This window comes from Acidovorax sp. 100 (genome assembly GCF_003688355.1).
Classification (GTDB): Bacteria; Pseudomonadota; Gammaproteobacteria; order Burkholderiales; family Burkholderiaceae_C; genus Acidovorax; species Acidovorax delafieldii.
In genome coordinates this window covers 2,687,619-2,712,310 of the sequence record NZ_REFD01000001.1, presented here as the reverse complement: position 1 = coordinate 2,712,310, position 24,692 = coordinate 2,687,619, and the positions used below count along the sequence as shown (strand labels likewise).

Here is a 24,692-nt window from a genome sequence, read left to right as displayed (position 1 = left end):
AAAGAAATGAATGCGCAAGCATCAGTGCCAGACCCCGGACAGATCGCGGTTGGGTGCGCCTGGCGTTGAGCAACGAGCCGTGTGGCCCGCTACCGCTCCAGCCACCACTGAATCACCACCTTGGCCAGAAACCCCAGAAAACCCACGCCCAGGCCCAGGAAGAGCACGAAGGTGCCAAAGCGTCCGGCCTTCGATTCCCACGCCAGCTGCCCGATGATGAACAGCATGTACGCGATGAACGCCCCCACCCCGTAGGTGAGGAAGAAGCCCGAGATCTGCGCCTCGGTAAATCCAAAAATCACGATGTCCCTCCAGGCCAGCGCACAGGGGCAGCTGGCACAGCGGGGGCCACCATGTCACGCTCGGGCAGGCTGGATGCATCCACCAGGTCGCGGTACGCGTGCCAGCTGGCATGCCCCAGCATGGGCATCACAGCGATCAGGCCCAGCAGCAGGGAGCCCAGGCCCAGCAAGGTAAAGCCCAGGATGATCGCTGCCCAGAACGCCATCGGCAGCGGGTTGGTGATGACCGCCTGCCAGCCGGTGAGCACGGCCTGCAGCAGCGTGGCGCGGCGGTCCAGCAGCAGCGGCATGGCCACCACGCTGGATGCAAAAATGGGCGCCGCCATCAGGCTGCCCAGCGCCAGCCAGATTTCAAACAACCAGCCGTCACGCGCCATGACCACGTGGCGCAAAAAGTCGAGTGGTGTCTCGATGGGCACGGGCGCCAGCAGCGTGATGAGCGCCGCAGATGTCATGACCCAGCCCGAGGCGGCCAGCGCCAGCAGGGCCCCGAACTGCAGCATGCACCAATAGTCGCTGCCCCATTTGTTCACATGGCTGTTCTGCCAGTTGAGCCAGGTCTTGAGCACCACGCCCAGGTTGGCGGCTTCGCCACGCTCCAGCGCGCGGCTCAGCGCATACAGGCTGGTGGCCAGCACTGGCGCCACCACCAGAAAGCCCGACAGAGCCCCCGCCAGCAACCAGAAGCGGTGGTGCGCCACCGCAAAGATGGCGGCGCCAAACAGTGTCAGTGCCAAGCCATGCGCAAAACTGATCCAGCCCGCCCGTGCCATGTCGCGCCAGGCCAGCACCAGCCAGGTCATGGGCTGCATCAGGCCGATGGTGCGGATGGCGGGCAACGGGGGGGGAGTACGGGGCATGGTGGGAGGGGTCGCTGAGCGACGATGGAGTGTGACTTGATCGGGCCGCGGCTTCAACCGGCGCGCGCCCAAACCTTGACCTGAGGCAAGAAACCGAACCCAGCGGAACCGGTCAGTCCAACAGCCGGCACAGCGCGGTAAGGCTGTCCACCGTGGCATGGGGCGGTGTGTCGTCGTGCGGCCAGGGGTGGTTGGCGCTGTTGATCCACACCGCCTGCATGCCTGCATTCAGCGCGCCCTGCGCATCCAGTGTGGCGTCGTCGCCCACGTGCAGCACCTCGTGGGGCAGCACATCCACGGCCGTGGCGGCCGCATGGAAGATGCGCACATCGGGTTTGGCGATGCCAAAGTCCGACGCGCTGATGCTGTGGCGAAAGTAGTGGCCGATGCCGATGCGGTGAATATCGGCATTGCCGTTGGACACCGCCACCACCGGGTAGCGCGCTGACAAGAAAGCCAGCGTATCGTGCGCATCGGCAAACAGCTCCACCCGCTGGCGCTCGGCAAAGAACAAATCAAACGCCGGTTCGGCCAGCGCGGGCTCGTCACCGGCCTGCGTTAGCGCCAGCCGGATGGACTCGCGCCGCAGCGCGCTCAGGTCGCCCTTCAGGTCGGGGCGCAGGGTCACCATCTGGTTGCGGATGGCGCGCAGCGCCTCGGTGTCCGAGAAGAGTGCCGCCGTGGCAGGCGCGTGGTGGGTCAGCCAGTCCAGCAGCACACTCTCAGCCCGCGTGATGGTGGGCCAGATGGGCCAGAGCGTGTCGTCCAGATCGATGGAGATCGCACGGATGCGGGAGGTGTCCAGAGAGGGATTTGGCACAGGGCGCACCTGAAGGATGAAGGCGAAAAAAGAGGCCCCGGCGATGCACCGGGGCGAGGGCCGCAAAGCATACCGCAGGCCTTTGCGGAATGCAGTGCGCTCAACCCGGGTCTGGCGCGCCCGCAGGCCCCAACGAAGACCCGCGCACCACCAGCAGCCCGGGGAGCAGGCTCTCGCGTGCAGGACCCTGCAGGCCATTGATGCGCTCCAGCAGGCACTGCGCTGCGCGTTGCCCGATGGCATCGGTGGGCTGGGCCACGGCGCTCAGGCCGGGCCGGATCAGCGACGCCCACTCAGGGTCGTCAAAGCCCACAAAACCCAGCTGCTGCCCAAACGTCCACCCCATGCGCGAGACGGCCGCCGCCACCCGCAGCGTGACCACCGAATTGCCCGCCACCACCGCGCAGCGCTCGCCGGGCCGGGCCTGCCGCAGCAGATCGGTGAGCGCCTGGTCCAGCACCTCATCGCCCTGCTCGGCCGCCAGCTCCAGCACCGCGCCGCGCACCGCCGAGCCCTTGGAGGACACCAGCGCACGGAAGGCCTCCGTGCGCTCGATGCGGGAACTCACGCCCAACAAGGGCTGGGTGATGTAAAGCAGGCGCTGCCAGCCTTGCTGCTGCAGGTGGGCACAGGCTTCGCGCATGGCGCCCTGGTTGTCCAGCGAGACGAAGTCTGCCGCCAGCCCGGCGTGGCGCCGGTCCACCAGCACGGCGGGCTTGCCGTGCAAGGTGTTCACATCCGCCTGCCCCTCGCCCTGCCCCAGCGTGTTGAGGATGAAGCCATCCACCTGGTAGCTGGCCAGCGCGTCGATGGCCGCGCGCTCGCGCTCGCGGTCGTTGCCCAGGTTGAACAGCATGACCAGGTAGCCCGCGTCCTGGCAGGCTTTCTCGGCGCCCCGCAACACGGCCACCGAATAGGGGTTGGTGATGTCGGCCACCACCAGGCCAATGAGCCGCGAGCGGCCATGGCTCAGCGCCTGGGCCATGGGGCTGGGCACATAGGCCAGCTTGGCGATGGCCGCCTCGACCCGCGCAGCAATGTCGGGGCTGAGCAGGCGTTCGCGGTGGTTGAAGTAGCGCGACACCGTGGCCTTGGACACACCTGCCTCGGCCGCCACATCGGCGATGGTGGGACGGGCGCGCAGCGTGGCGGAGGGTGCGGGTGTCGGCGGGCTCATGCGGGTACGGCGTTGTACACGGCGGCGGGCCGTTCGCCCGCCAGGGCCTGCAGCAGGTTGGTGGTGGCCAGCGTCGCCATGGCATGGCGCGTGTCGTGCGTGGCCGAGCCAATGTGCGGCAGCGGGGTCACGCGTGAGTGGGTACGCAGGGGGGACGCCAGCGGCAGCGGCTCGGTGGCAAACACATCGAGCCCCGCTGCACGCAGGGGGCCATGGTCCAATGCGCGCAACAGGTCTTGTTCCACCACGGTGGCACCCCGGCCGCCGTTGATGAAGATGGCGCCGGGCTTCATGGCCGCAAACAGCTCGGCATTGACCATGCCCCGTGTGCTGTCCGACAAGGGCAGCATGGCCACCACAAAGTCCGACTGCGCCAGCAACGCGGGCAGCGGCGTGTGGATGGCCTTGCCCTGCAACTCAGGGGCCTGGGTCGCCAAGTCCACCGGGCGGCGGGCGTGGTACATCACGGGCATGCCAAACCCCAGTGCGGCGCGGCGCGCCACGGCCTGGCCAATGCGGCCAAATCCGAGCAGGCCCAGCGTCTTGCCATGCACATCGCTGCCAAACAGGTCTTCTCCAATATTCTTTGTCCACCGGCCCTCGCGCACCAGCTGCGACAGCTCCACCAGCCTGCGGCTGGTGGCCATGAGGAGGGCAAACACCGAGTCTGCCACCGTTTCGTCGAGCACTCCGGGGGTGTGGCACAGCATGATGCCGCGCGCCTGCAGCACGTCCAGCGCGTAGTTGTCCACGCCCACCGAAATGCTGGACACCACCTGCAGCCAGGGCGCACGCGCCAGCACGGCAGCATCGATGGGAAAGCTGGAGCCGATGAGCCCGTGCGCCTGCGCCAGCGCTGCGTCAAACCGCGCGCGCTCGTCGGGCTTGCGCGGGTCGGCCACTGTCACGTCGTGCACGGCTGTCAACCGCGCGAGCTGGTCGGGCGGTAGCTCGCGAAACACCAGCACCTGCTTGCGCGCTGGGCCTGTGCTGGCGTCTGTAGAAGGTGGCGCCAGGCTCACAGGCCCGCCTCCTGCAGTTGTGCCCGGGTGGGCAACCCCTCGGTGTCGCCCAGCACCTGCACGGCACGCGCACCAATCCAGGCGCCACGGCGCACGGCGGCGGGCACAGTCAGGCCTTCCAGCAGCGCGCTGATCACGCCCACCGCAAAGCCGTCGCCCGCGCCCACGGTGTCCACCACCTGGGCCACGGGCACGCCGGGCACGCGGCCGGTGCCGGCCACGTCGCTGTCGTAGTACGCGCCCTCGGGGCCAAGCTTGACCACCACCAGCTTGGCGCCCCGCTCACGGTAAAAGCGCGCCACACCCTCAGGGGTGGTTTCGCCGGTCAAAAACACGCCCTCTTCCATGCCCGGTAGCACCCAGTCGGCATAGGTGGCCAGGGTGTTGATCCAGTGGCGCATGGTCTCGGGCGACGACCACAAAGTGGGGCGCAGGTTGGGGTCGAACGAGATGGTGCGGCCTGCAGCACGCATCACCTCCAGCGTGCGGATGGCGGCCTGCAGGCTGGTGTCGGAGATGGCGGCAAACACGCCTGTGGCATGCAGGTGGCGCGCGGACCGCAGCCAGGGCTCGTCAACATCGGCGGGCCCCATCTGGCTGGCGGCGGAGCCCTTGCGGTGGTATTCCACCTGCGGGTCGCGGCCATCGGTCACGCGCTCCTTGAACTGGAAGCCCGTGCGCTGCGTGGCATCACACACCACGTGCGAGCAATCGATGCCTTCGCCCTGCATGGCGGCCAGCAGCGCGCGGCCCATGGAGTCGGTACCCAGGCGGCTGGCCCAGCCCACCTTCAGGCCCAAGCGCGCGAGGCCAATGGCCACATTGGTCTCGGCCCCGGCCGTGCGCTTGTGAAAGCCGGTGGCGTTCTCCAGCGGGCCGGGCTCGTTGGCCACCAGCAGCAGCATGGCCTCGCCAAACAATGCAACGTCGAAGACTGAATCGCTCATGCAGCCTCCCGTGCAGCGCGGATAAAAGCCACTTGCTCGCGCGTGACAGCCACCAGGTCGTCGCCCACCAGCGGGTATTCAATGGCATGCGGCACATCGGCTGGCAAGGCACGCAACACGGCGCGCCAGGGCGCCACCGAATCGGCCAGCGGCACCGCCACCCACTTGGCGGGCAGGCGCTGCACGCCCTTGCAGTGCACATAGCGCACATAGGGTGCCAGTGCCTGCGCGGCCTGCAGCGGGCATTCGCCCTGCCAGTGCCAGTTGCCCATGTCAAAGGTCATGCCCAGGTCGAGCCCAGCCTGCGCCTGGGCTGCAAAAAACGCCTGCATGGCGGCCAGCGTGCCGGCGGTGGCGGTCTGGTCGTTCTCGATCACCAGCTCCACCTGCGGGGCGGCCTGCAGCACGGCCTGGAGGCGGTGCAGCGAGGCATGCGACGGCGAGCCAAAGCCGCCAATCGACATCTTCAGGCGCGGTGCACGCAGCACCTGGGCGGCCTGCACGCCACGCGCCAGGGCTGCTTCATCCAGCTCGCCCTGCGCGGTCCACAGGCCTTCGGGGCTGGAGTACACCGCCGCCCGGCCCGCCAGCGCGGGCAGCTCGGTGGCCGCATCGCGCAGCAGCTCGCCACGCACCTCCACGCCGTCCGCGCCCGCTTGCTGGGCCAGGTCGGTGCACCACAGCTGGCCGTGGCGACCGGTTTCGGCCGCGCCGAAGGAGGACAGGGAAATCAATACCTTCATGTGTTTCTTTCAGGCCGCGCCCCCACGGGGCGAAGGCCATCAACCGCACGACCTGTCAGGTCTCAATGTGCGTGGTGGGAACTCAGGATCTGGCCCAGGAACTGCCGCGTCTTGTCGTGCTGCGGCTGGCCAAAGAACTGCTGCGGCGGCGCCTGCTCCAGGATCTTGCCGTCGGCCATGAAGATCACCCGGTCGGCCACGCTGCGGGCAAAGCCCATCTCGTGCGTCACGCAGAGCATGGTCATGCCGTCTTCGGCCAGGCTGATCATGGTGTCCAGCACTTCCTTGACCATCTCGGGGTCGAGCGCCGAGGTAGGCTCGTCAAACAGCATCACCTTGGGCGCCATGCACAGCGCCCGCGCAATGGCCACGCGCTGCTGCTGCCCACCCGACAACTGGCTGGGGTGCTTATGCGCCTGCTCGGGGATGCGCACGCGGGTCAGGTACTTCATGGCCACTTCTTCGGCTTGTGCTTTGCTCATGCCGCGCGAACGCATAGGAGCCAGCGTGCAGTTTTCCAGAATGGTCAGGTGCGGGAAGAGGTTGAACTGCTGGAACACCATGCCCACTTCGGCGCGCACGGCATCCACGTTCTTGCCGCCAGCGGTCAGGTCGATGCCATCGACCTCGATGCGGCCCTTTTGCACCGTCTCCAGCCGGTTGATGCAGCGAATCAGCGTGGACTTGCCCGAGCCCGATGGCCCGCAGATCACGATTCGCTCCCCTTGCCGCACCGACAGGTTGATGTCGGTGAGCACCTGGAAGCTGTCGTACCACTTGTTGACCCCTTCCATGCGGATGATCGGCGGTGTGCCGGGGGCGGTCGTGACTGCGTCGCTCATCAATGGCTCCTTATCGTTCAGGCAGGCTTACTGCAGCTTGGGCAGGTCAGCGCCCAGCCACTTCTGGTACAGCTTGTTCAGCTCGCCATTGGCAGTGTTGCGTGCCACAAAGTCGTTCACGGCCTTGGTCAGCTCGTCCTGGCCAGGGCGCAGTGCGATGCCCATGGCCTGCTGCAGCAGGTTGAACTTGTTCTCGAACGTGTTGGCGGGCACGCGCTTGGCGATCTGCGCCGCCACCGTGACCGAGCAGCCAATCGCATCGACCTGGCCCGAGATCAGCGCCTGCATGGCCGATGCATCGTCGTCAAAGCGGCGGATCTCGGTGCCCTCGGGCGCCGCCTTGGTCACAGCCACATCCTGCGTGCTGGCGCGGGCCACGCCCACGCGCACGGTCTTCAGGTCTGCCGCGCTCTTGATGTTGGCGCCCGTCTTGCCGTACAGCACGATGGTGGCGGCCGCATAGGGCTGCGAGAACTGCACCTGCTTGGCACGCTCGGGCGTGATGGCGAGCGACGCCACCAGCACGTCGACCTTGTTGGTCAGCAAAAACGGAATGCGGTTGGGGCCGGTGACGGGCACGATGTTGGCCTTCACGCCCAGGTCCTTGGCCAGCAGCTTGGCCACGTCGGCGTCGTAGCCGTCGGGCTGGTTTTGGGCGTTGGTGGTGCCGTAGGGCGGAAAGTCGACCAGCATGCCGATGGTGATCTCACCCTTCTTCTTGATGTCCGCCACGGACTGGGCCGAGGCCAGCGGCGCAAAGGCCGTGAGCGCGGCACCCAGGCCCAAGGCGGCCAAAGCGGCGGTGGCGGTGCGGCGTTGCAAAGAAAAAGTCATCGCATGTCTCCTGGTGGTTGGTGTGAACGAGAACAGAAAGAAAAGAGGATGGCGGCGCGTGGGTCAGCGCGCCAGAGCACGGGCGCGCTTGCGCTCCATGCGTGCGGCCAGCAGCGACAGCGGCCAGCAGATCACGAAGTACAGCGCAGCCACGGTGGTGAACACATGCAGCGGCTGGAAGGTGGCGTTGTTGATGATCTGCCCCGCCCGCGTGATCTCGGTGAAGCCGATGATGGCCGCCAGCGATGTGCCCTTGATGATCTGCACCACGTAGCCCACCGTGGGCGGCAGCGCGATCTTGAAAGCCTGGGGCAGCACTACAAACCGCATGCGGGCCACGTACTTGAGGTTCAGGGCCTGCGCAGCCTCCCACTGTCCACGTGGCACCGCTTCGATGCAGCCGCGCCAGATCTCGGCCAGAAACGCCGCGCTGTTCAGCACCAGCGCCACGCCCGCCGCCACCCAGGGGTTGATGTCAAACCCCAGCACGGGCGCACCAAAGAAGATGAGGAACAGCTGCAGCAGCAGCGGCGTGCCCTGGAACACCTGGATGAACACGCGCGATGCATTGCGTGCCGCAGCGTTCTCTGAGGTGCGCGACAGCGCCACCACCAGCCCCAGCAGCGCACCGCCCACAAAGGCAATGGCCGACAACGCCAGCGTCCACTGCGCGGCCTGCACGATGAAAAGAAACTCGGAGAGTCCGAAAGTACGCATGGCAGGTATTCCTCAGCGACGGTCTGGGTAATTCAGCATGCGCTGATAGATCAGCTTGAACAGCGCCGAGAAACTCAGCGCCAGCGCCAGGTAGATGGCCGTCACCACGATGTAGATCTCGAAGCTGCGGAAGGTCTGCGACTGCAGGTTGGCCGCCACCGAGGTCAGGTCGTCCGCCGAGATCACCGACACCACGGCCGAGCTGAGCATCAGCAAGATGAACTGGCTGGTGAGCGCCGGGTAGATGGCCTTGAGCGCGGGCTTGAGGATGACGAACCGAAAGATCTCCCACGGCTTGAGGTTGAGCGCCTTGCCCGCCTCGATCTGCCCCTTGGGAATGGACTCGATGCCCGCCCGCACGATCTCTGCCGCATAGGCCCCCAGGTTGACCACCATGGCTGTCAGCGCTGCGGTGTAGGGCGACCAGCGCAGGCCGATGGATGGCAGCGCGAAGAAGAAGAAAAACAGCTGCACCAAAAACGGCGTGTTGCGGATGACCTCGATGTACGCATTGATCAAAAACCGCAGCCAGCCCGGCCCGCCGGTCTTGCCCCAGGCGCAAAAGATGGCCACCACCAGTCCCAGCAAAGTGGCGGTAAGCGACAGCTGCACGGTGATCCAGGTGCCCTTGAGCAGCAAGGGCCACGCGGCAAACACGGCATCGAACTGGAACTGGTAATTCACGGTGGACAGTCGTTATTCCAAAGTGGCGCCAGTTTATGAAACCGGTTTCATAACCACATCAGGGAATACCCGATGCACTCCAAAAAGGGGCTGAAAACACCTGAAGACGCCATGCCCGGCACTGATCTCGCAGGCGGCTGTGTGCCGGGCGGCAAATAGGCTCCCAGCCCGCACTGGCCCGGCGCGTGGGTGAAAATGCCGCATGCCTTCCTTCCACCCCGAACCCCCTTTCACCCACGGCCAGGCCGACCGCACCGCTGTGCTGCTGTGCAACCTGGGCACGCCCGACGAACCCACGGCCCCGGCCGTGCGCCGCTATCTGGCGCAGTTCCTGGGTGACCACCGCGTGGTGGAGATCCCCAAGCTGCTGTGGATGCCCATCCTGCACGGCATCATCCTGCGCACGCGCCCGGCCAAGTCGGCCGCCAAATACGCCAGCATCTGGACACCCGAGGGCTCGCCCCTGGCGCACTGGACGGCCAAGCAGGCCACGCTGCTGCGCGGCTGGCTGGGCGAGGCAGGCCACGCGGTGCTGGTGCGCCACGCCATGCGCTACGGCAACCCCTCCATCGCCAGCCAGCTCGATGCGCTAAAGGCCGAGGGCGCCACGCGCATCCTCATCCTGCCGCTGTACCCGCAGTACTCCGCCACCACCACAGCCAGCGTGTTTGACGCCGTCTACACTTGGGCCGCCGCTACGCGCAACGTGCCCGAACTGCGGTTCGTCAACCACTACCACGACGCCCCCGGCTACATCGACGCCCTGGCCCGCACCATCGAAACGCACTGGAAGCACCACGGCCAGCCCGACCAGCTGGTGATGAGCTTTCATGGCGTGCCCGAGCGCACCCTGCACCTGGGCGACCCCTACCACTGCGAGGCCCGCAAGACCGGCCGCCTGCTGGCCGAGCGCCTGGGCCTGCGCGAGGAGCGCTACCGCATCACCTTCCAGTCGCGTTTTGGCAAGGCCAAGTGGCTGGAGCCCTACACCCAGCCCACCATCGAGGCGCTGGGCAAGGCGGGCACGCGGCGGGTGGACGTGGTGTGCCCCGGCTTCACCAGCGACTGCCTGGAGACGCTGGAAGAAATCAACATGGAAGTGCGCGAGGCCTTCTTGCACGCGGGCGGCAAGGAGTTTCACTACATCCCCTGCCTGAACGACAACCACCACTGGATCACCGCGCTGAGCCGCGTGGCACAGCAGCACCTGGCGGGCTGGCCCACCGAGGCCCCCACCGCCGCCGCACTGGCCGATGCGCGCAGCCACGCGCTGGCCGGTGGTGCACCTGCCGGGGTTTGCCCGGTGGCGCACTGATACGCATGCCCATGCCGTTGCGCATGCCAAAGCGAATGGCACTGGGTGGCCTGCGCGCCCGGCGCCAGTCACTACATTATTGATAGCACCCAGGGCATATTGCACTAGCGCATCTGCCCGTTTTGGCTCATATTTTGGTTGCCAGATGCTGCACGGCTGCCTGCCACGCCCACCGCACCGCCCCCTCCTACACCCACATCAATGCCCGCTTTTGCCCTTGCCCCCCACCAGTTGCGTCTGACCATTGACCCCGCCACGCTGGGCTTTGCCAGCACCGCCGAGCTGCAAGACCTGCCCCTGCCCTGGATCGGGCAAGAGCGTGCCCAGGCCGCCGCGCAATTTGGCCTGGCGATGCAGCAGCCGGACTACCACCTGTTTGTGCTGGGCGAAGTGGGCAGCGGGCGGGCGTCATTGCTGCGCCAGGCCATGCAGGCTGAGGCCGCAAAACGCGCGGTGCCGCCCGACCTGTGCTACCTGCACCACTTTGACCAGCCCGACCGCCCCCGTGCGCTGCGCCTGCCCGCAGGCGAGGGCCGCCTGCTGCGCCAGGGCCTGGCCGACATGGCACGCAGCCTGCAGGCCGACATCCCCAAACGCCTGACCAGCCCCGACTTCAAGGCCGAGGCCGAGCGCATCGAGAAGACCTGGCAAACGCAAGAGAGCGAAGCATTTGCAACGCTGGACGCATTTGCCGAGGCGCGCCAGTTCCGCCTGAGCCGCGAGGCCGGGCACATGGTGTTCACCCTCACCGGCCCCAAGGGGCAGCCGCTGACCGAAGGCGAAGCGCGCGCCCTGCCCCGCGAGCGCCGTGCCGAGATCGACGCCGCCGAGCTGGAGCTGCGCGCCGAGATCGCCAAGTTTCTGGAAACCACCCGCCCGCTGGAGCGCGCGCGCGACGACGCCCTGACCGCCCTGCGCCGCCAGACCATCAAGCCGCTGGTGGAGCACGCGCTGCACGGCATCCGCCAGGGCCTGCGCAAGCAGATCAAGGACGCCGTCAAGCTCACGCAGTGGCTGGACCAGGTGGAACGCGCCGTGCTGGACCACATCGACCTGTTCGAGCCAGGTGACGCTGAAAAAGGCCAGGACGCCGAAGACGACCGCAAGGACGCGCTGGACGACCTGCTGGCCCGCTGCCAGGTGAACGTGGTGGTGGACAACCACGGCCGCACCAGCGCCCCGGTGGTGGTGGAAGACAACCCCACAGCCCGCACCCTGTTTGGCAGCATCGAACACGGCGCAGATGCCGACACCGTGCAGGCTGACCACGCCAGCATCCATGCGGGCAGCCTGCTCAAGGCGCATGGAGGCTTCATCCTGCTGCACCTGCACGACCTGGCCGCCGAAGAAGGCCTGTGGCCGCGCCTGCGCCGCTTTCTGCGCTGCGGGCGTTTGCAGATCGAGGACGGCGGCGGTGGCGGCCCCGCCCATGCGCCAGGCGGCGCCGTGGCACTGCAGCCCGAGCCGGTGGACGTGGATGTGAAGATCGTGCTGATCGGGTCGGTAGAGGAGTACTACGCCCTGCAAGAGGCCGACCCCGACGCCGCGCGGCGCTTTCGCGTGAAAGTGGACTTTTCAGACCGGTTCATCGCCACCCCCGGCACCCACCAGTCCTCGGCCATCCTGGTCGCGCATTGCTGCAAAAAGCGCGGCCTGCCCCACTTTGCCGCCGACGCCGTGGCCCTGCTGCTGGAGCAATCACACCGCGAGGCCGACGACCAAGGCCGCCAAAGCGCGCGCTTTGCCCACACCGAAGCACTCGCCATCGAAAGCGCCGCCCTGTGCAAGGCCCGCGCAGGCAGCCTGGTGCAAGCCGCCGACGTACAAGCCGCCCTGGCCGCCCGCACCCTGCGCCACAACCAACCCGAAGAAGAACTGCACGAGTCCATCACCGAAGGTGAGCGCCTGATCACGCTGCAGGGCTCCATCACCGGCCAGATCAACGCCATGACGCAGATCGACCTGGGCGATTACCGCTTCGGCTTTCCGGTGCGCATCACCGCGCGCACCTTTGCCGGGCAAGAGGGCCTGCTCAACATCGAGCGCGAGGTCGATATGTCCGGCCCCATCCACGACAAAGGCGTGCTCATCCTGCACAGCTACCTCACTGCGCTGTTCAGCCACGTGGCGCCGCTGGCACTGAATGCGTCCATCGTGTTCGAGCAGGAATACAGCGGCGTGGAAGGCGACTCCGCCTCGTGCGCCGAGCTGTACGCGCTGCTGTCCAGCCTGTCAGGCCTGCCCCTGCGCCAGGGCATCGCCGTGACCGGCGCATTGAACCAGCACGGCGAAGTGCTGCCCGTGGGCGGCATCAACGAAAAGATCGAAGGCTGGTTCCGCGCCTGCGCGACGGCGGGGCTGGACGGCACCCACGGCGTGCTCATCCCCGCCCGCAACCAGCGCCACCTGATGCTGGACCGCAGCGTGCTGGACGCGGTGGAGCGCGGGCTGTTCCACGTCTACACCATGGGGCATGTGAGCGAAGGGATTGCGCTGCTGACGGGCGAGGCATCAGGCATGAGCCCAGCGGAATTGCTGCAGGCGCAGGCCGACGAACTGGCCGACCGTGCTACCGCTGTGGAAGATACGGTGATGCAGCGGGCGGAATTGACGCTGCGTGCTTATCGGAGGGCTTGCCAGGTGGCGGGGGGTGCGCGGAGGGGGCGTGGGGGGCGGGGGCGGTAACGGGCCAGGACTCGTGCAGTTCAGATTTCTGCGTACTGGCTGCATGACAGCTACCACCGGCAGTCCTTGCCACTCAACAACCTTACGTTGTTGGCAAACGAGGGATACGCCCATTTGCGATAGGGTATAAAGATGGTTAAAACGTGGTTCAGTTATGTGTCTGCCATAATCTACGTCCCATCTCCTCAACCTCATCAACAAGGCAATCATGGAAGCAAACGCAGCCCGCCAAGACTCTGGCCAGTCTGGATTTGGTCTGTTCGACACCGTGCCTGATGACCTTTTGCAGTTCGGCCACGGGGCGACTTTTGACGCTAAAAAGGCCGCCCAGTTTTTGTCCCTCAAGAAGGCTGACGTAGGCCGGATTGCAGCTGTCGCAGAGTCCTCCGTCCGCTGGGATAGCAACATCCCAGAGGCAGTTCTGGTTCGGATGGAAGAGATAGCCTCAACTATCAATCTGGTTGCAAGGCAGTTTTCAGGGGATCCCGAGAAAACAGTTGCTTGGTTTCGAGCCAGAAACCCCCTGCTGGGAGACGTATCGCCTCGCGACATGATTCGCCTGGGTCGGTACGACAGACTGCGCCGATTTATCATCCAAGCGATGACAAATCAGGTACAGGTCAAGTAATTGAAAGGGCGCAGCAGAAAGCCGGTCCCACCAGCACCCCGGGGTGCTGCCGCAGGCACGCCTCCAATCAAAGGAATTCTTGAGTTAGACCGCTTCAACGAAGTGTCTCTCGAACGCTGGAGCGAACTCTCAGCAGACCTGGATGAACTCCAGGACATTCTTTACTTCAATCTCGAGCCTGAGCGACGCCGTCGGCGCCCCGACCTGCTCGCGGCTTTGCAAGAAACGCCGCCTGAATCCTTGCAACTCGAGAACTGGGTCCGGATTGTTGACTACCAGTGGACCCTTCATCCGCTGTCGGCGGCCGGTAGCCTTACCAGCATTGGCGGGCGATTCAACGCCGGAACCGAGATCGACAGCCAGATTTTCAGTCCGTGGCCGTCTCTGTATTTAGCGTCCGATCACGCAACAGCGTATCGGGAGAAATTCCAAATCGAGGCGGGCCAGTTGGTCGAAGGATTAAGCCCGGAGGAATTGGCTCTTACCCCGGGCAAAAGCCACACCACCGTTGTCCTCAATGGCAAGCTTTCGCGCGTCTTCCCTCTGACGCCAACGACTCTCGGACCTGTGGCACGAATCCTCGGCAAGATAAAGATGCCAGACAGGGCTGAGCGGATCAAGAAGAAGCTGAAGTTCAATCCAAACGATCTGCGCATGATGACAACTGGAAAGCAACTCCACGACGCAGCTGCTCTTCACAATTGGCGTGTGCTCCCCATTCAATTTGGCTTGCCCGCGCCAAGCCAAATCTTGTCTGAACTCATCAGGGCTGCAGATTTCGAAGCTATTGCGTACCAGTCCAGTAAGAGTGGGGGCAAGTGCCTGGCCATCTTCTTGGATCGCCTCGCGCCAGGGTCTTTCATTGAGCTGTCAGGCAATCCTCCTGCAGGTGCAATAGCGCGTCTCGATGAAACAACAGCTGAACAGCTGGCCGGCTGGGCTCAACTGGGCATCAAGCCTCCCCGAGTGTCTGAATAGAGGAGTCACGACCACTCGTCCGCGCCGCAATATACACAGTGCACTCGACATGTCCGGTCACATGCGAGGCTACCACTCACCCAAGGAATCTGAGCAACCGCAATCAGTCGCGAAACATGCATTGACCAGCTCAACAACGCAACACCGAGCACCCACTACATCACCCCGACACGTTCCCGCAGCCACGCCACCACATCCCCCGTCACCTCATCCCGATTCGTCTCATTCAAGATCTCATGCCGCGCCGCCGGGTACAGCTTGACCGTGACATCGACCACCCCGGCATCCCGATACCGCTGCCCCAGTTGCTGAATCAACACCCCACCTGCGGCCAGCGGGTCTGCGTCGCCGGATGCGATCAGGACGGGCAAGTCGCTGCGGATGCGCGCGAGCAGCGCGGGGTCGGCCAGCCGGGGCGCGGGGGCGAAGAGCGAGGGAATCACATCGGGTGGCACGTCCCAGCCGCACCACGGGTCGACCACGTAGGCATCGACCTCCGCAGCGTCGCGCGACAGCCATTCGTAGCCGGTGCGGTGCTCAAAGCCTGAGTTGAATGCCGCGAGCCCGGCGGGGGCATCAGCAGGCGCATTGGCCATGGCGGCGGCCAACAGGTCGAGGGCGGTGGAGCCTGACAGGATGACGCCGGACCAGGTGGAGGAGTGGTCGAGGATGGCCGCCTGCGCTGCAAACGAGCCCATGGAGTGGCCGAACAAAAAGAGCGGGAGCTGCTGCGGCCCATGCTGTGCGCGCAGCAGCGCGCCGAACTGGGCCACGTCGGCAATGAGGCCGCTGAAGCCTGCGCTGCCAAAGTCACCCAGCTTGCCACCTGCCGTGCGCCCGTGGCCGCGATGGTCCACGGCGTGGACGATGAAGCCTGCGGCGTTGAGGGCCCGCGCAAAGCGGTCATAGCGCTCGCCATGCTCGGCAAGGCCGTGGGAGATTTGAACGACGCCCACCGGTTGACCCGGAGTTTGGGCCCAGGTGTAGGTGGTGACCTGGGTGCCGTCTGCGTTGGACTGGAAGGAGGAGGTGGTGGTGCTCATCGTTTCATTCTGGCACGGGGTCTGGCCGGCACGCCACGATGAAATTGCCACAGGCGTGGCCGCCATCGCTTTCAGCGTGGCGCGCGGGCCGCTTGCAGTGCTGCGCGAATCGCGCTGACCACGGCTTCGGGCTTCTCCAGTGGAATGCCGTGCCCGCTGTCGACCCACACCTGGGTGGAGCCGGGGTAGAGGTGGGCGAAGTCGGCGCGTTTTTGGCGCACCTCTTCAGCCAGCGCAGATGAAGCCCCAGGGGTTTGCAGTGCGCTCAGCACAAACACGGGCAGGGTTGGGTCCACCGGCAGGCTGACAACGCGCTGCCCGGTGGCGTCCAGCGCTGCCAGCTCTTGTTTGACCACATCAGAGGTGCCCAGGCGGAAGGCCACTTTCAGCCATGTCGGCCACAGGTCGGGGTTGCCAGCCCCGCGCATCTGCTCGGGGTGTGTGGAGTCCACCAGCACCAGTGCCGCCACCTCTGCGGGGTATTGGCGCGCATACAGCTGCATATACAGGCCGCCCAGCGAGTGGCCGACCAGCACATAGGGCGGCGGTAGCTGGCGGGCCCTGAGCAAGGCCCGCAGCTCTTGCACCACCTGCGCCCCATCGCGCGGCTGGGGGGAGGCATCGCTGCGGCCGTAGCCCGCGCGGTTGTAGGCCAGCGCGCGGGTCTCTGCCACGGTGTCGGGCCAGACCTTGGACCACCAGTCCAGCCGGGCGCCCAGCCCGTTCTCAAACACCACCACGGGGGTGCCCAGCCCTGCCTGCACGTATTCCACCGTGCGCCCGTCCACCGTGTCGGTGGTGGCGCCGGGCAAGCTGGCGCAACCGCTCAAGCAGACTGCCAGCAGCAGGCTGGCCCAGTGCCATCGGTTCATGGTCTCAAGTCCTTTGCATACAGGTTCATGGCCCGCAGGCCAAAGCAGCGCGGTGCCATTGAGAGCGGCTAACAAAACTCAGCGAAGCGGTTCTGGCCAGGCGCTGTGTCGCAGGCAGTACGACAAGACACAGCAACGACGCCAGAAGATTTTTGTGAGCCGCTCTTAGCAGCGGCCCGCCGTGCGCAGCAGTGCATTGCATTCTTTGGCCGCAGCGCGGCCCTGTGGCTGAGCAGCTGCTGCCGGTGCCTGGGCGCCACCATTGCCCGCGCCGCCCACCATGGCGGTGCAGACGGCGTCGGAATGGGGTGTCTGACCGAAGCTCATGGCCTTCTGAAAGCCCGTTGCACCGTACAGGTAGCACCGGTAGCTGGCGCCGTCGCGGGTGTTGACGGTGTAGTTGATGCGGCCGCCGGTTTCCTCCTGCCGGTCGGTGATGGTGAACTGGCCTGCCGTGCGGCCAATGGCTTGCGCAGTGCGCTGCTCCAGCCCCGCCTGGTCGAGGGTGGATGCGCAGCCGGTGAGGAATGCCACAGCGGCGACGAGGCCAGCGGCGGAGGTGAGAGACAGGGGGTGGTTGCGATGGTTCATGGTGTGAGTGGCATTGATGGGGGGTTGTGGGTGAGCGAGCGGAGCCGTGGGGGCAAGAGGTGGGTGATGACGGCAGGGCCGCAGCAAATCGAATATCTGGGGACCCTTCTGCGGCGCATGGGATGAACGCAGGGGCCGACAACACATCCGTGGGCAAGGCTCCGCCCGGCGGCCTTGTAAAGCCGCCAGCCTGTGTTGAAGTGGGTGGGTAAAACTCAGCCCGGTTTGCGGGCCACGATGAAGGCGCGGATGTCCTTGCCGCGCGTGCCATGCCGCTCGGTACAGACGATTTGCAGGCCCTGTTGCACCATGGCTGAGCGGAGCCGCTGTTCGTCAAAGGACAGCACCGGAGGGGCCTTGCCGATGGCGCGCATCAGGGGCACGGCCAGGTAGGGGATCAGCGGGTTCATCTCTGCGATGCAGGCGGTCTTGGAGATCAGCAGCCCACCCGGGCGCAGCACCTTCACCAGTTGCCTGAGCGCGTCGTCCAAGTCGGTCATCAGGTGCAGCACGTTGAAAGCCAGCACCGCGTCGTAAACCTCTGGCCCTGGTGCCATGGCCTCTGCGTCGGCCACGGCGAAGCGTAAGGCTGCTGACGGTTGCGCGGCCAGCCGTTGGTGGGCGATGGCGATCATCTGCGACGACACATCGGTGGCCAGTAGGCTGCGGGTGAATGGCGCCAGCCGCAGCGCCGTGCTGCCGGTGCCGCAGCCAATCTCCAGCACGTCATGCTGGGGCGACAGCAGGCCTTGCACGCGCTGCAAGGTGGCCTCGTACCCTGCCAGGTCGGCAATGGGGTCGGCGGCGTATTTGGGTGCAATGCGGTCCCAGAAGCGCGCTTTGGCTGACGCAGCCGGCGGGGTGGCGGCGGAGGGCAATGCGCGAGAGACGGGGGCAATGGCAGAAGACGACATGGTGTGCAGACCGGGTGAAGTGCTGAAGCAGCGAGGTACAGAGGCAGTTTGTGGAGGTAGGTCCAATGAGCAACACCCAGATGCTATCCATGCATTGAAGCTCAGGAAACTGCGGTAAATTGCAGTGAACATATACGTTTACGCATGGATAACCTCGACTGGAACCAACTGAAGGCTTTTTTGCAAACGGCGCAAACCGGCTCGCTGTCGGCCGCCGCACGCAAGCTGGGCCTCACCCAGCCCACGCTGAGCCGGCAGGTGGCGGCCATTGAGCAGCAGATGGGCGTGACGCTGTTTGAGCGCGTGGGCAAATCCATGGTGCTCACGCCCACCGGGCTGGACCTGCTGGAACATGCCCGAGCCATGGGCACTGCTGCAGAGGCCCTGGGCCTGGCCGCCAGCGGGCGGTCGCAGGCGGTGGGGGGCGTGGTGTCGGTGTCAGCCACCGATGTAGTGGCGACGCACTTGCTGCCCCCCATCCTGCAACGCCTGCGGGCACAGGAGCCAGGCATTGCCGTGGAAGTCATCGCCTCCAACGCGCTGAGCGACCTGCTGCGCCGCGAGGCCGACATTGCCATCCGCCACGTTCAGCCCGAGCAGCCCGAGCTGATCGCCCGCCTGGTGCGCGAGGCCCGCGCTTGCTTTTACGCGTCGGAGAGCTGGGTGCAGGCCCACGGCCACCCGCGCAGCGCGGAGGACGCAGTGAATGCGGAGTTTGTGGGGTCAGACCGCAACGGCCAGTACCTGGCGTATCTGCGTCAGTACGGTTTGAGCCTGAGCGAAGACAACTTCACCTGCTACGCCGACCACACCGCCGCCCACTGGGCGCTGGTGCGCCAGGGCATGGGTATTGGCGCCATGATGGACGAGATCGCCCGCGAAACGCCGGGCATCGTCCGCGTGCTGGACGATGTGGCGCCGGTGCGTTTTCCCGTCTGGCTGGTGTCGCACCGCGAGCTGCGCACATCGCGGCGGATTCGGGTGGTGTTTGAGGCGTTGGCCGAGGGGCTGGCGTTAGATCGCTGAACGCCCGCGCCAAGGGGTCGTGGAGGGCTTGCATGGCAAGGGTGAAAGGGCCACCGCAGCGCAAGGAGAAAGCAGGCGCACTACCCTCGCGCCACCACCTGAACACACTGACCATGACCACACCGCGCGCCGCCGACTTGCCGAGCACCCACCCGAGCGCGCCGCTGGACGCCGCCACCGTGGGCGAGATCATCCAGATGGCGCTGAGCGACCACGTGAGCTTTGCGCAAATCCGCGCCGTCCATGGTCTGCACCACGATCAAGTCAAGGTGCTGATGCGCACGCACCTGGCGCCGGGCAGCTACAGGGCGTGGCGCAAGCGGGTGAGGGAGTTTGGAGAGCGCCGGGAGAACTACAAGTAGGCGGTGGGCAAGCGCCGCCCAGCACCTGTTCAGCACCTGTTCAGCCTGGTACCGGCAACATGGCGGCAAGGGTCAAGGCGGCATCTGACCCCGACCCTTCTCCACCTCTAGCCGCTGCAGGAACCACCATGAACACCGACCTCAAGAACTTTGTGCTCCCCATCGCCCGGGCCGTGTCCGCCACGCTGTTTTTTGTGTTCAGCGTGGCCTTTCTCTCGGTCCCGAACAGCCTGGAGCAAGACCCCAGCGATGCGCAGCAACTGACGCATCCAGTGGCCCCACGCCACATGACCTGAGCCTGGGTGCCAGCGCAACCCATCGGGGCTCGGCCAAGGCCCATCAAGCGGGCAAATCCAGGCGGGCCCAGGCGGCCATCACATCCGGCTGCTTCTTGATCCAGTCGGCAGACATCATGTTGGCGCCCCAGTGGTGGATGCGCGCCACGCCCTCCCCCATGTTCCACAGGTGCCTCAATTGCACGAAGAGCGGCAGGGCGGCGAGGTCGGCATCGGTGACATGACCGCCGCCTGCGCGGTAGCCAGCCAGGTACTGCTGCCAGCGCTTGAGCAAGGCTTCGTCGGGCTCCATGGGGGCCTTGCGCGGCAGGTTCGACCAAAGCCATACACACAGGTCATAAGCCAGGAACCCCGGCCCGGCATCATCAAAGTCGAAGAAGGCGGCGCGGCGCACTCCCTCGGCATCGGTGTACACATGGTTGTTGAAGCCATGCGTGTCGCCGTGGCACATCACGCGGGTCAAGGTGCTTTCAACATCCGCCAGCTCACCCAGAAGGCGGTGGATCAGTTCGCGGTAGGCATCCAGCACGGTGGGGGCCAGCTCGGGGTGGGCGGCAAGGTACTCCAGCGTGCGGCCCGCCAGGTGGTGGCCGTCCAGCACGTAGAGGCTTGCGGGGCCTGTGTAGCTTTGCGCGGCGCTGTGAATCTGGGCCAGCGTGGCGCCGGTCAGGTGCAGGTCTTCGGGGGTATCGGGCACAGCGCCTTCGCAGTGACGGAAGAGGACCAGCACACGAGGGCCCTCCGGGAACGACAGGGTCACGCTGGTCGTGCCTTTCGCCGCCAACACCGGAGAGGCCACACCCACGCCCTGCGCTTCCAGATGTGCCAGCAGTGCGACCTCAAAATCCACGTTGAACGGACCGCGCGGTCGGATGGCGCAGAGCCTTGCCACGTAGCGGCTGCCGTCCGCTGTTCGCACAGCGTAGTTGTCATTGAGGTTGCGGCGGATCAGGTAGCACTGCTGCACGGGCAGGCCGTAGTGGCGCTCCACCCACTGCGCCACAGACGCGGCTGAGGCCGTGGTGTGGGAGGCAACCAGTGTTGTGTCGGGCGATGGAGTTGAATGCATGCGGCATTCTGCATGCGAGCACTACGGCGGTCGCGCACGGACAGTGGCACATGGCGTGCCTTTGAGCAAAAGGCCTGCCAGCGCTTACTGCTGGTACGCAAGCAGTATCAAAACCATAGCACCGCGCGCCACGCTTACCAGGGGAGTGGCGCGCCACTGTAGGCGTAGAAGCCGCCCGTCTCCTCGGGTGCGAGCCCATCCAGCACCCGCAGCATGTCGCCCGCCGCATCCGCCGCCGGACGGCCTATTTCTGCGCCATTGAAAGGGGCCGACAACGCCGAGTTGACGGTGCCCGGGTGCAGCGCCACCAGCACGGCCTGCGGGTGGGTGCGGGCCACTTCGATGGACGCCGTTTTGACCAGCATGTTGAGCGCGGCCTTGCTGGCGCGGTAGCTGTACCAGCCGCCCAGGCGGTTGTCGCCAATGCTGCCCACCTTGGCCGAGAGCACCGCCAGCAGGCCGCGCCCCTGCTTGGGTAACAGCGGTGCAAAGTGGGCCAGCACCAGCGCGGGGCCAAAGGTGTTGGCGCGGAAGGTGGCTTCCATCTGCGCGTAGTTCAACTGGCCCAGGCGCTTTTCAGGCATGCCGTGGGGACCATGCAGCATGCCAGCGGCGTGGATGATGCAGTGCCACGGCCCCTGGGCCTTGAGCTGGTGGGCGGCGGCGGCGATGGTAGCTTCGTCAGCCAAATCGACCGCCGGGTGGGTGTGGCGGCCCAGCCCCACGACCAAGGCGCAGCGCGGATCGGCCTGCAGGTGGGCGAGGAAGGCACTGCCGATGGCACCGGTGGAGCCGATGACCAGGGCACGGTAGCCATCAGGCAGCGACTGCAAAGAATTGAACGGCGTTGCGGCGGGTTGTGCTTGAGACATGGCTCGGTCCTGCGGTGAGGGTATCGTGGGGTGGTTCGGCAAGCGGGCTACAGCGCGTCCAGCCGCGTGCGCAGGCTGGTCGCATGCTCGCGCAGCGCATCCAGCTGCGGGCCCTGCATCTTCTGCAACTGGCGGTACACCATGCCAAGGCGGAAGTTGTTGCCCAGCGTGCCCTCGTTGCGCGCAAAAAAATCCCAATACAGTGCGTTGTAGGGGCAGGCCCGCTCTCCCACCTTTTGCTTTTTGTCGTAGTGGCAACCCTTGCAGTAGTCGCTCATGCGGTCGATGTAGGCGGCGCTGCTCACATAGGGTTTGGTGGCCAGCAGGCCGCCGTCGGCAAACTGGCTCATGCCCACGGTGTTGGGCACTTCCACCCATTCAAAGGCGTCGATGTACACGCCCAGGTACCAGCGGTGCACGGCAGCAGGCTCGAGCCCCGCCAGCAGCGCAAAGTTGCCAATCACCATAAGGCGTTGGATGTGGTGGGCATACGCCTGCTCCAGCGACTGGCCCACGGCGTGCTGCATGCAGCGCATCTGGGTTTTGCCCGTCCAGAACCATTCGGGCAGCGGCGTGCTATGGCCCAGCGCGTTGCGCTCGTCGTAGCCGGGCATGTGGGCCCAGTAGATGCCGCGCACATATTCGCGCCAGCCAAGGATCTGGCGGACAAATCCCTCCACCGCGGGCAGGGGCGCATCGCCTGCGTGGTACGCGGCCTGGGCGCGCTGCACCACCTCGTGCGGGCGCAGCATTTTGGTGTTGAGGGCAAAGGACAGCAGGGAGTGAAAGAGCCTGCTGCTCTTTGTGCTCATGGCGTCTTCATACGCGCCAAAGTGCGGCAGCGTGGTGGTGATGAAGTGATCCAGCCACGCCAGTGCCTCAGCCCGGTTCAGCGGCCAGCGCAATGCATGGGCCTGCGGGTTGCCAAAGCTTTGTACGCCTGCGGCCTGGATGGTGGCCCACAGGGCGCTGTGGTCGTGCGTGGGCCGGGCATCGGGCGGCAGCGCGGGTGTGCCGGGCCAGGGCTTGCGGTTGTCGTGATCGTAGTTCCACTGGCCGCCTTCGGGCTCGCCAGCCTCGTCGATCAGCACGCTGTGGCGCTGGCGCATGCGGCGGTAGAAGTGCTCCATGAGCCACTGTTTGCGTCCTTGGAACACCTCGGCCATTTCGGTGCGGGTGGTATAGAAGTGTTCGCTGCTGACGGCCTGCACGGCAAAGGCTTGCTCTGCGCCCCAGGTGCGCAGTTGCTGGTCCAGCCGCCATTCGTCGGGGTGCTGGTATTGCAGCGTGTGCGCACCGTAGTGGGCCATGAGGGCGGCCAGGTTGTCGGGCATCGACTGGCGGTTGCTGGCGTCATCAATCGCCACGTAGCGCACGCGGTGCCCGGCCTCGCGCAGGTGGCGGGCCAGGTCGCGCATGGCGGCAAAAATGGCGAGTATCTTTTGCGCGTGGTGCAGCACATAGTCGGTCTCTTGCCGCACTTCCATCAGCACGTAGACCACGCCCTCGTCCGGCGTGGCAAACCATGAATGCTCGGGGTTGAGCTGGTCGCCCAGCAGCAGGCGCAGGGTGTGGGCACGCTGTAGGGTGGAGGGTTGTGGCGTGGTCATGCCGTGCCCCACATGCGGCGGTAGCTGCCGTCGGCGTCGTGGTCTTGCGCCTGCTTGACGGGGTTGAAGCGCCGCCCCCCGCGCGGGTCGGTGCCGCGCCCCGCGATGTAGAGCCAGTTGGCCTGGTTGCTGTACACGTCGTAGTCCACCAGTTGCGATTCAAACCACGCCGCGCCCGCGCACCCGTCGCCCCGCAGGTCGTAGATGAGGTAGCTGGCCACCACCTGGCGCAGGCGGTTGCTGAGGTAGCCTGTGGCAGCCAGCTCGCGCATGGCGGCATCGACCAGGGGCTGGCCGGTATCGCCCCGGCACCACCGCTCAAACCCGCGCGGGTTGTGCGGGGCGGGCGGTAGTTCTGACAGGCCACGCGCCCGGTACAGCGCTGCACCGTATTGCAGGTGCAGCAGCCGAAAGTAGTCGCGCCACAGCAGCTCAAACCACAGCCAGTAGCTGCCGTCATTGGCGCCGTGGTCGCGCTCAAAGGTTTTTAAATCGGCATAGATCTGGCGCGGAGACAGCGCACCCGTGGCCAGCCAGGGCGAGAACTTGCTGGAGTAGTCCAGCCCCGTGAGCCCGTTGCGCGTGTCCTTGTAGCTGTGGGGCAACTTGCGGGCCAGGTACTGCGCGAGGTGGGCCAGCGCAGCGGCCTCGCTGCCATCACAGGCAGCGGTGCCGTAGGGGAAGGATGAGCGGGCATCGCTGCCCTGCGGCGGCGCGGGTTGCAGGATGGCTGCGGTGCCCTGCTCTGCCCCCACGGCCTGCAGCACATGCGCGGGCACATCGGGTGGCGGGGGCAGTTTGGTCGGTAGCGGCAATGGCGCGGCGGGGGCGATGCCCGCGCGCTCTACCTTCTGGCGAAAGCTGGTGAACACGCCGGGCAACTGCTCCACCGGCCAGGGCATGCGCGCCGGAGGCAGCAAGCTGCTGTGCCACACGGTACGCACCTGCAAGCCAGCGGCGCGCAGTGCGGCCACCTCGGCTTGTTCGTAGGGGGCGGCAATGTCTTCGCACACCACGGTGGTGGCACCCACGGCCTGGGCGAGTTGGGGCAAGGCGGTGGCAGGCGGGGCCTGGCAGATGAGCAGTGGGTTGCCCAGCGCGCTCGTTTGTTGATGCAGCCCGCGCAGCGCTGCGGCGGTGAAGGCGCGGCGGTGAGCGCCCACGCGGGCAAAGCCCCACGGCGTGGATTCATCAGGCGCAGGCAAGCACACCACGGGCAGCAGGTGCGTGGCACCGCTGGTGAGGGCTGAACGCAGCGCGGGTTGGTCGTGCAGGCGCAGGTCGTTACGAAACCAGAACAGCACGGTACTCATGCAGCGCCCCCCCCTGAGGCCTTGTCGGTGCGTTTGCGTTCGCTGCGGCAGCGGTCGGAGCAGTACTTCACCTCGTCCCACACCTTCTCCCACTTCTTGCGCCAGGTGAAGGGCAGACCGCAGTGTTGGCAGGTCTTTTGCGGCAGGTCGGATTTTTTGCGCATGCGCAT

27 protein-coding genes are annotated in these 24,692 nt (G+C 66.0%); 7 read left to right on the top strand and 20 right to left on the bottom strand.

Going from position 1 to position 24,692, the window contains the following annotated elements; translation table 11 throughout:
* Positions 1–89 precede the first annotated feature (89 nt).
* The 11 genes from C8C96_RS12480 to C8C96_RS12430 all read right to left on the bottom strand — a co-directional run bounded on the left by C8C96_RS12480 (position 90) and on the right by C8C96_RS12430 (position 8,948).
* A complete protein-coding gene (locus C8C96_RS12480) occupies positions 90–302 on the bottom strand; it encodes a DUF2788 domain-containing protein (RefSeq protein WP_056064510.1) in 213 nt (70 codons plus the stop codon).
* Positions 299–1,162: a DUF2189 domain-containing protein gene (locus C8C96_RS12475; protein WP_121942524.1), complete on the bottom strand. Its 864-nt coding sequence runs from the start codon at positions 1,160–1,162 to the stop codon at positions 299–301. The genes C8C96_RS12480 and C8C96_RS12475 overlap by 4 nt, the downstream gene beginning before the upstream one ends.
* A 112-nt stretch (positions 1,163–1,274) precedes the next feature.
* Positions 1,275–1,982: an HAD-IA family hydrolase gene (locus C8C96_RS12470; protein WP_121943995.1), complete on the bottom strand. Its 708-nt coding sequence runs from the start codon at positions 1,980–1,982 to the stop codon at positions 1,275–1,277.
* Positions 1,983–2,082: 100 nt separating this feature from the next.
* Positions 2,083–3,159 carry a LacI family DNA-binding transcriptional regulator gene (locus C8C96_RS12465; protein ID WP_056064515.1) on the bottom strand — a complete coding sequence of 359 codons (1,077 nt, stop codon included), beginning with the start codon at positions 3,157–3,159 and terminating at the stop codon, positions 2,083–2,085.
* Entirely contained in the window at positions 3,156–4,181 is a 1,026-nt protein-coding gene (locus C8C96_RS12460; RefSeq protein ID WP_121942523.1) for a D-glycerate dehydrogenase, read from the bottom strand. The genes C8C96_RS12465 and C8C96_RS12460 overlap by 4 nt, the downstream gene beginning before the upstream one ends.
* Positions 4,178–5,128, bottom strand: coding sequence for a sugar kinase (locus C8C96_RS12455; RefSeq protein ID WP_056747114.1), 951 nt, complete (start codon positions 5,126–5,128; stop codon positions 4,178–4,180). Before C8C96_RS12455 ends, C8C96_RS12460 begins: the two co-directional genes overlap by 4 nt.
* On the bottom strand, positions 5,125–5,871 hold the full coding sequence (locus C8C96_RS12450; RefSeq protein ID WP_121942522.1) for a sugar phosphate isomerase/epimerase: 747 nt from the start codon (positions 5,869–5,871) through the stop codon (positions 5,125–5,127). The genes C8C96_RS12455 and C8C96_RS12450 overlap by 4 nt, the downstream gene beginning before the upstream one ends.
* A gap of 62 nt (positions 5,872–5,933) precedes the next feature.
* Positions 5,934–6,713, bottom strand: a complete 780-nt coding sequence (locus C8C96_RS12445) for an amino acid ABC transporter ATP-binding protein (RefSeq protein WP_056064526.1) — start codon at positions 6,711–6,713, stop codon at positions 5,934–5,936.
* 27 nt (positions 6,714–6,740) lie between these two features.
* Entirely contained in the window at positions 6,741–7,547 is an 807-nt protein-coding gene (locus C8C96_RS12440; RefSeq protein ID WP_015014908.1) for a transporter substrate-binding domain-containing protein, read from the bottom strand.
* 63 nt (positions 7,548–7,610) lie between these two features.
* On the bottom strand, positions 7,611–8,264 hold the full coding sequence (locus C8C96_RS12435; protein WP_056064532.1) for an amino acid ABC transporter permease: 654 nt from the start codon (positions 8,262–8,264) through the stop codon (positions 7,611–7,613).
* 12 nt (positions 8,265–8,276) lie between these two features.
* Positions 8,277–8,948, bottom strand: a complete 672-nt coding sequence (locus C8C96_RS12430) for an amino acid ABC transporter permease (RefSeq protein WP_056064535.1) — start codon at positions 8,946–8,948, stop codon at positions 8,277–8,279.
* A 202-nt stretch (positions 8,949–9,150) separates the two neighbouring features.
* Between C8C96_RS12430 and hemH the strand changes: the two genes are divergently transcribed.
* From hemH to C8C96_RS12410, 4 genes are all read left to right on the top strand, one after another.
* Positions 9,151–10,263 carry a ferrochelatase gene (gene hemH / locus C8C96_RS12425; protein WP_108498418.1) on the top strand — a complete coding sequence of 371 codons (1,113 nt, stop codon included), beginning with the start codon at positions 9,151–9,153 and terminating at the stop codon, positions 10,261–10,263.
* A 201-nt stretch (positions 10,264–10,464) separates the two neighbouring features.
* Positions 10,465–12,948: a Lon protease family protein gene (locus C8C96_RS12420; RefSeq protein ID WP_121942521.1), complete on the top strand. Its 2,484-nt coding sequence runs from the start codon at positions 10,465–10,467 to the stop codon at positions 12,946–12,948.
* Between the two features lie 208 nt (positions 12,949–13,156).
* Positions 13,157–13,576, top strand: a complete 420-nt coding sequence (locus C8C96_RS12415) for a hypothetical protein (RefSeq protein ID WP_121942520.1) — start codon at positions 13,157–13,159, stop codon at positions 13,574–13,576.
* Positions 13,577–13,678: 102 nt separating this feature from the next.
* Complete coding sequence (locus C8C96_RS12410) at positions 13,679–14,554, top strand: RES domain-containing protein (protein WP_158605759.1); 876 nt, start codon at positions 13,679–13,681, stop codon at positions 14,552–14,554.
* A 155-nt stretch (positions 14,555–14,709) separates the two neighbouring features.
* Here C8C96_RS12410 and C8C96_RS12405 read toward each other — a convergent pair whose 3' ends face one another.
* From C8C96_RS12405 to C8C96_RS12390, 4 genes are all read right to left on the bottom strand, one after another.
* Positions 14,710–15,597: an alpha/beta fold hydrolase gene (locus C8C96_RS12405; protein WP_121942518.1), complete on the bottom strand. Its 888-nt coding sequence runs from the start codon at positions 15,595–15,597 to the stop codon at positions 14,710–14,712.
* Positions 15,598–15,668: 71 nt separating this feature from the next.
* Positions 15,669–16,469, bottom strand: a complete 801-nt coding sequence (locus C8C96_RS12400) for an alpha/beta fold hydrolase (protein WP_121942517.1) — start codon at positions 16,467–16,469, stop codon at positions 15,669–15,671.
* 165 nt (positions 16,470–16,634) lie between these two features.
* Positions 16,635–17,060 carry a hypothetical protein gene (locus tag C8C96_RS12395; protein WP_121942516.1) on the bottom strand — a complete coding sequence of 142 codons (426 nt, stop codon included), beginning with the start codon at positions 17,058–17,060 and terminating at the stop codon, positions 16,635–16,637.
* A gap of 215 nt (positions 17,061–17,275) precedes the next feature.
* The gene (locus tag C8C96_RS12390) at positions 17,276–17,974 is read right to left on the bottom strand and encodes a class I SAM-dependent methyltransferase (RefSeq protein WP_056747103.1); all 699 of its coding nucleotides are present in this window, start codon (positions 17,972–17,974) and stop codon (positions 17,276–17,278) included.
* A 144-nt stretch (positions 17,975–18,118) separates the two neighbouring features.
* Here C8C96_RS12390 and C8C96_RS12385 point away from each other — a divergent pair, with 144 nt between their 5' ends.
* The 3 genes from C8C96_RS12385 (at position 18,119) to C8C96_RS24860 (ending at position 19,658) form a co-directional block, all read left to right on the top strand.
* Positions 18,119–19,000 (top strand): LysR family transcriptional regulator, encoded by an 882-nt coding sequence (locus tag C8C96_RS12385; RefSeq protein WP_121942515.1) that lies wholly within the window; start codon positions 18,119–18,121, stop codon positions 18,998–19,000.
* Between the two features lie 113 nt (positions 19,001–19,113).
* A complete protein-coding gene (locus tag C8C96_RS12380) occupies positions 19,114–19,362 on the top strand; it encodes a DUF2805 domain-containing protein (protein ID WP_056747101.1) in 249 nt (82 codons plus the stop codon).
* Between the two features lie 128 nt (positions 19,363–19,490).
* Entirely contained in the window at positions 19,491–19,658 is a 168-nt protein-coding gene (locus C8C96_RS24860; RefSeq protein ID WP_158605758.1) for a hypothetical protein, read from the top strand.
* A 43-nt stretch (positions 19,659–19,701) separates the two neighbouring features.
* Here the strand turns inward: C8C96_RS24860 and C8C96_RS12375 are convergent, their stop codons facing one another.
* The 5 genes from C8C96_RS12375 to C8C96_RS12355 all read right to left on the bottom strand — a co-directional run bounded on the left by C8C96_RS12375 (position 19,702) and on the right by C8C96_RS12355 (position 24,692).
* Positions 19,702–20,727 carry a phosphotransferase enzyme family protein gene (locus C8C96_RS12375; RefSeq protein WP_121942514.1) on the bottom strand — a complete coding sequence of 342 codons (1,026 nt, stop codon included), beginning with the start codon at positions 20,725–20,727 and terminating at the stop codon, positions 19,702–19,704.
* 134 nt (positions 20,728–20,861) lie between these two features.
* Positions 20,862–21,599 carry an SDR family NAD(P)-dependent oxidoreductase gene (locus C8C96_RS12370; RefSeq protein WP_121942513.1) on the bottom strand — a complete coding sequence of 246 codons (738 nt, stop codon included), beginning with the start codon at positions 21,597–21,599 and terminating at the stop codon, positions 20,862–20,864.
* Positions 21,600–21,646: 47 nt separating this feature from the next.
* Positions 21,647–23,209 carry a cryptochrome/photolyase family protein gene (locus C8C96_RS12365; RefSeq protein WP_121942512.1) on the bottom strand — a complete coding sequence of 521 codons (1,563 nt, stop codon included), beginning with the start codon at positions 23,207–23,209 and terminating at the stop codon, positions 21,647–21,649.
* Positions 23,206–24,522, bottom strand: coding sequence for a DASH family cryptochrome (locus C8C96_RS12360; RefSeq protein ID WP_121942511.1), 1,317 nt, complete (start codon positions 24,520–24,522; stop codon positions 23,206–23,208). Before C8C96_RS12360 ends, C8C96_RS12365 begins: the two co-directional genes overlap by 4 nt.
* Complete coding sequence (locus tag C8C96_RS12355; RefSeq protein ID WP_121942510.1) at positions 24,519–24,692, bottom strand: DUF2256 domain-containing protein; 174 nt, start codon at positions 24,690–24,692, stop codon at positions 24,519–24,521. Before C8C96_RS12355 ends, C8C96_RS12360 begins: the two co-directional genes overlap by 4 nt.

Excerpts from the sequence above, each read along its gene's own strand:
- C8C96_RS12475 (WP_121942524.1), bottom strand. The coding sequence starts at position 1,162 with ATGCCCCGTACTCCCCCCCCGTTGCCCGCCATCCGCACCATCGGCCTG.
- C8C96_RS12465 (WP_056064515.1), bottom strand. The coding sequence starts at position 3,159 with ATGAGCCCGCCGACACCCGCACCCTCCGCCACGCTGCGCGCCCGTCCC.
- C8C96_RS12455 (WP_056747114.1), bottom strand. The coding sequence starts at position 5,128 with ATGAGCGATTCAGTCTTCGACGTTGCATTGTTTGGCGAGGCCATGCTG.
- C8C96_RS12450 (WP_121942522.1), bottom strand. The coding sequence starts at position 5,871 with ATGAAGGTATTGATTTCCCTGTCCTCCTTCGGCGCGGCCGAAACCGGT.
- C8C96_RS12445 (WP_056064526.1), bottom strand. The coding sequence starts at position 6,713 with ATGAGCGACGCAGTCACGACCGCCCCCGGCACACCGCCGATCATCCGC.
- C8C96_RS12440 (WP_015014908.1), bottom strand. The coding sequence starts at position 7,547 with ATGACTTTTTCTTTGCAACGCCGCACCGCCACCGCCGCTTTGGCCGCC.
- C8C96_RS12435 (WP_056064532.1), bottom strand. The coding sequence starts at position 8,264 with ATGCGTACTTTCGGACTCTCCGAGTTTCTTTTCATCGTGCAGGCCGCG.
- hemH (WP_108498418.1), top strand. The coding sequence starts at position 9,151 with ATGCCTTCCTTCCACCCCGAACCCCCTTTCACCCACGGCCAGGCCGAC.
- C8C96_RS12420 (WP_121942521.1), top strand. The coding sequence starts at position 10,465 with ATGCCCGCTTTTGCCCTTGCCCCCCACCAGTTGCGTCTGACCATTGAC.
- C8C96_RS12415 (WP_121942520.1), top strand. The coding sequence starts at position 13,157 with ATGGAAGCAAACGCAGCCCGCCAAGACTCTGGCCAGTCTGGATTTGGT.
- C8C96_RS12405 (WP_121942518.1), bottom strand. The coding sequence starts at position 15,597 with ATGAGCACCACCACCTCCTCCTTCCAGTCCAACGCAGACGGCACCCAG.
- C8C96_RS12400 (WP_121942517.1), bottom strand. The coding sequence starts at position 16,469 with ATGAACCGATGGCACTGGGCCAGCCTGCTGCTGGCAGTCTGCTTGAGC.
- C8C96_RS12395 (WP_121942516.1), bottom strand. The coding sequence starts at position 17,060 with ATGAACCATCGCAACCACCCCCTGTCTCTCACCTCCGCCGCTGGCCTC.
- C8C96_RS12390 (WP_056747103.1), bottom strand. The coding sequence starts at position 17,974 with ATGTCGTCTTCTGCCATTGCCCCCGTCTCTCGCGCATTGCCCTCCGCC.
- C8C96_RS12385 (WP_121942515.1), top strand. The coding sequence starts at position 18,119 with ATGGATAACCTCGACTGGAACCAACTGAAGGCTTTTTTGCAAACGGCG.
- C8C96_RS12380 (WP_056747101.1), top strand. The coding sequence starts at position 19,114 with ATGACCACACCGCGCGCCGCCGACTTGCCGAGCACCCACCCGAGCGCG.
- C8C96_RS24860 (WP_158605758.1), top strand. The coding sequence starts at position 19,491 with ATGAACACCGACCTCAAGAACTTTGTGCTCCCCATCGCCCGGGCCGTG.
- C8C96_RS12375 (WP_121942514.1), bottom strand. The coding sequence starts at position 20,727 with ATGCATTCAACTCCATCGCCCGACACAACACTGGTTGCCTCCCACACC.
- C8C96_RS12370 (WP_121942513.1), bottom strand. The coding sequence starts at position 21,599 with ATGTCTCAAGCACAACCCGCCGCAACGCCGTTCAATTCTTTGCAGTCG.
- C8C96_RS12365 (WP_121942512.1), bottom strand. The coding sequence starts at position 23,209 with ATGACCACGCCACAACCCTCCACCCTACAGCGTGCCCACACCCTGCGC.
- C8C96_RS12360 (WP_121942511.1), bottom strand. The coding sequence starts at position 24,522 with ATGAGTACCGTGCTGTTCTGGTTTCGTAACGACCTGCGCCTGCACGAC.
- C8C96_RS12355 (WP_121942510.1), bottom strand. The coding sequence starts at position 24,692 with ATGCGCATGCGCAAAAAATCCGACCTGCCGCAAAAGACCTGCCAACAC.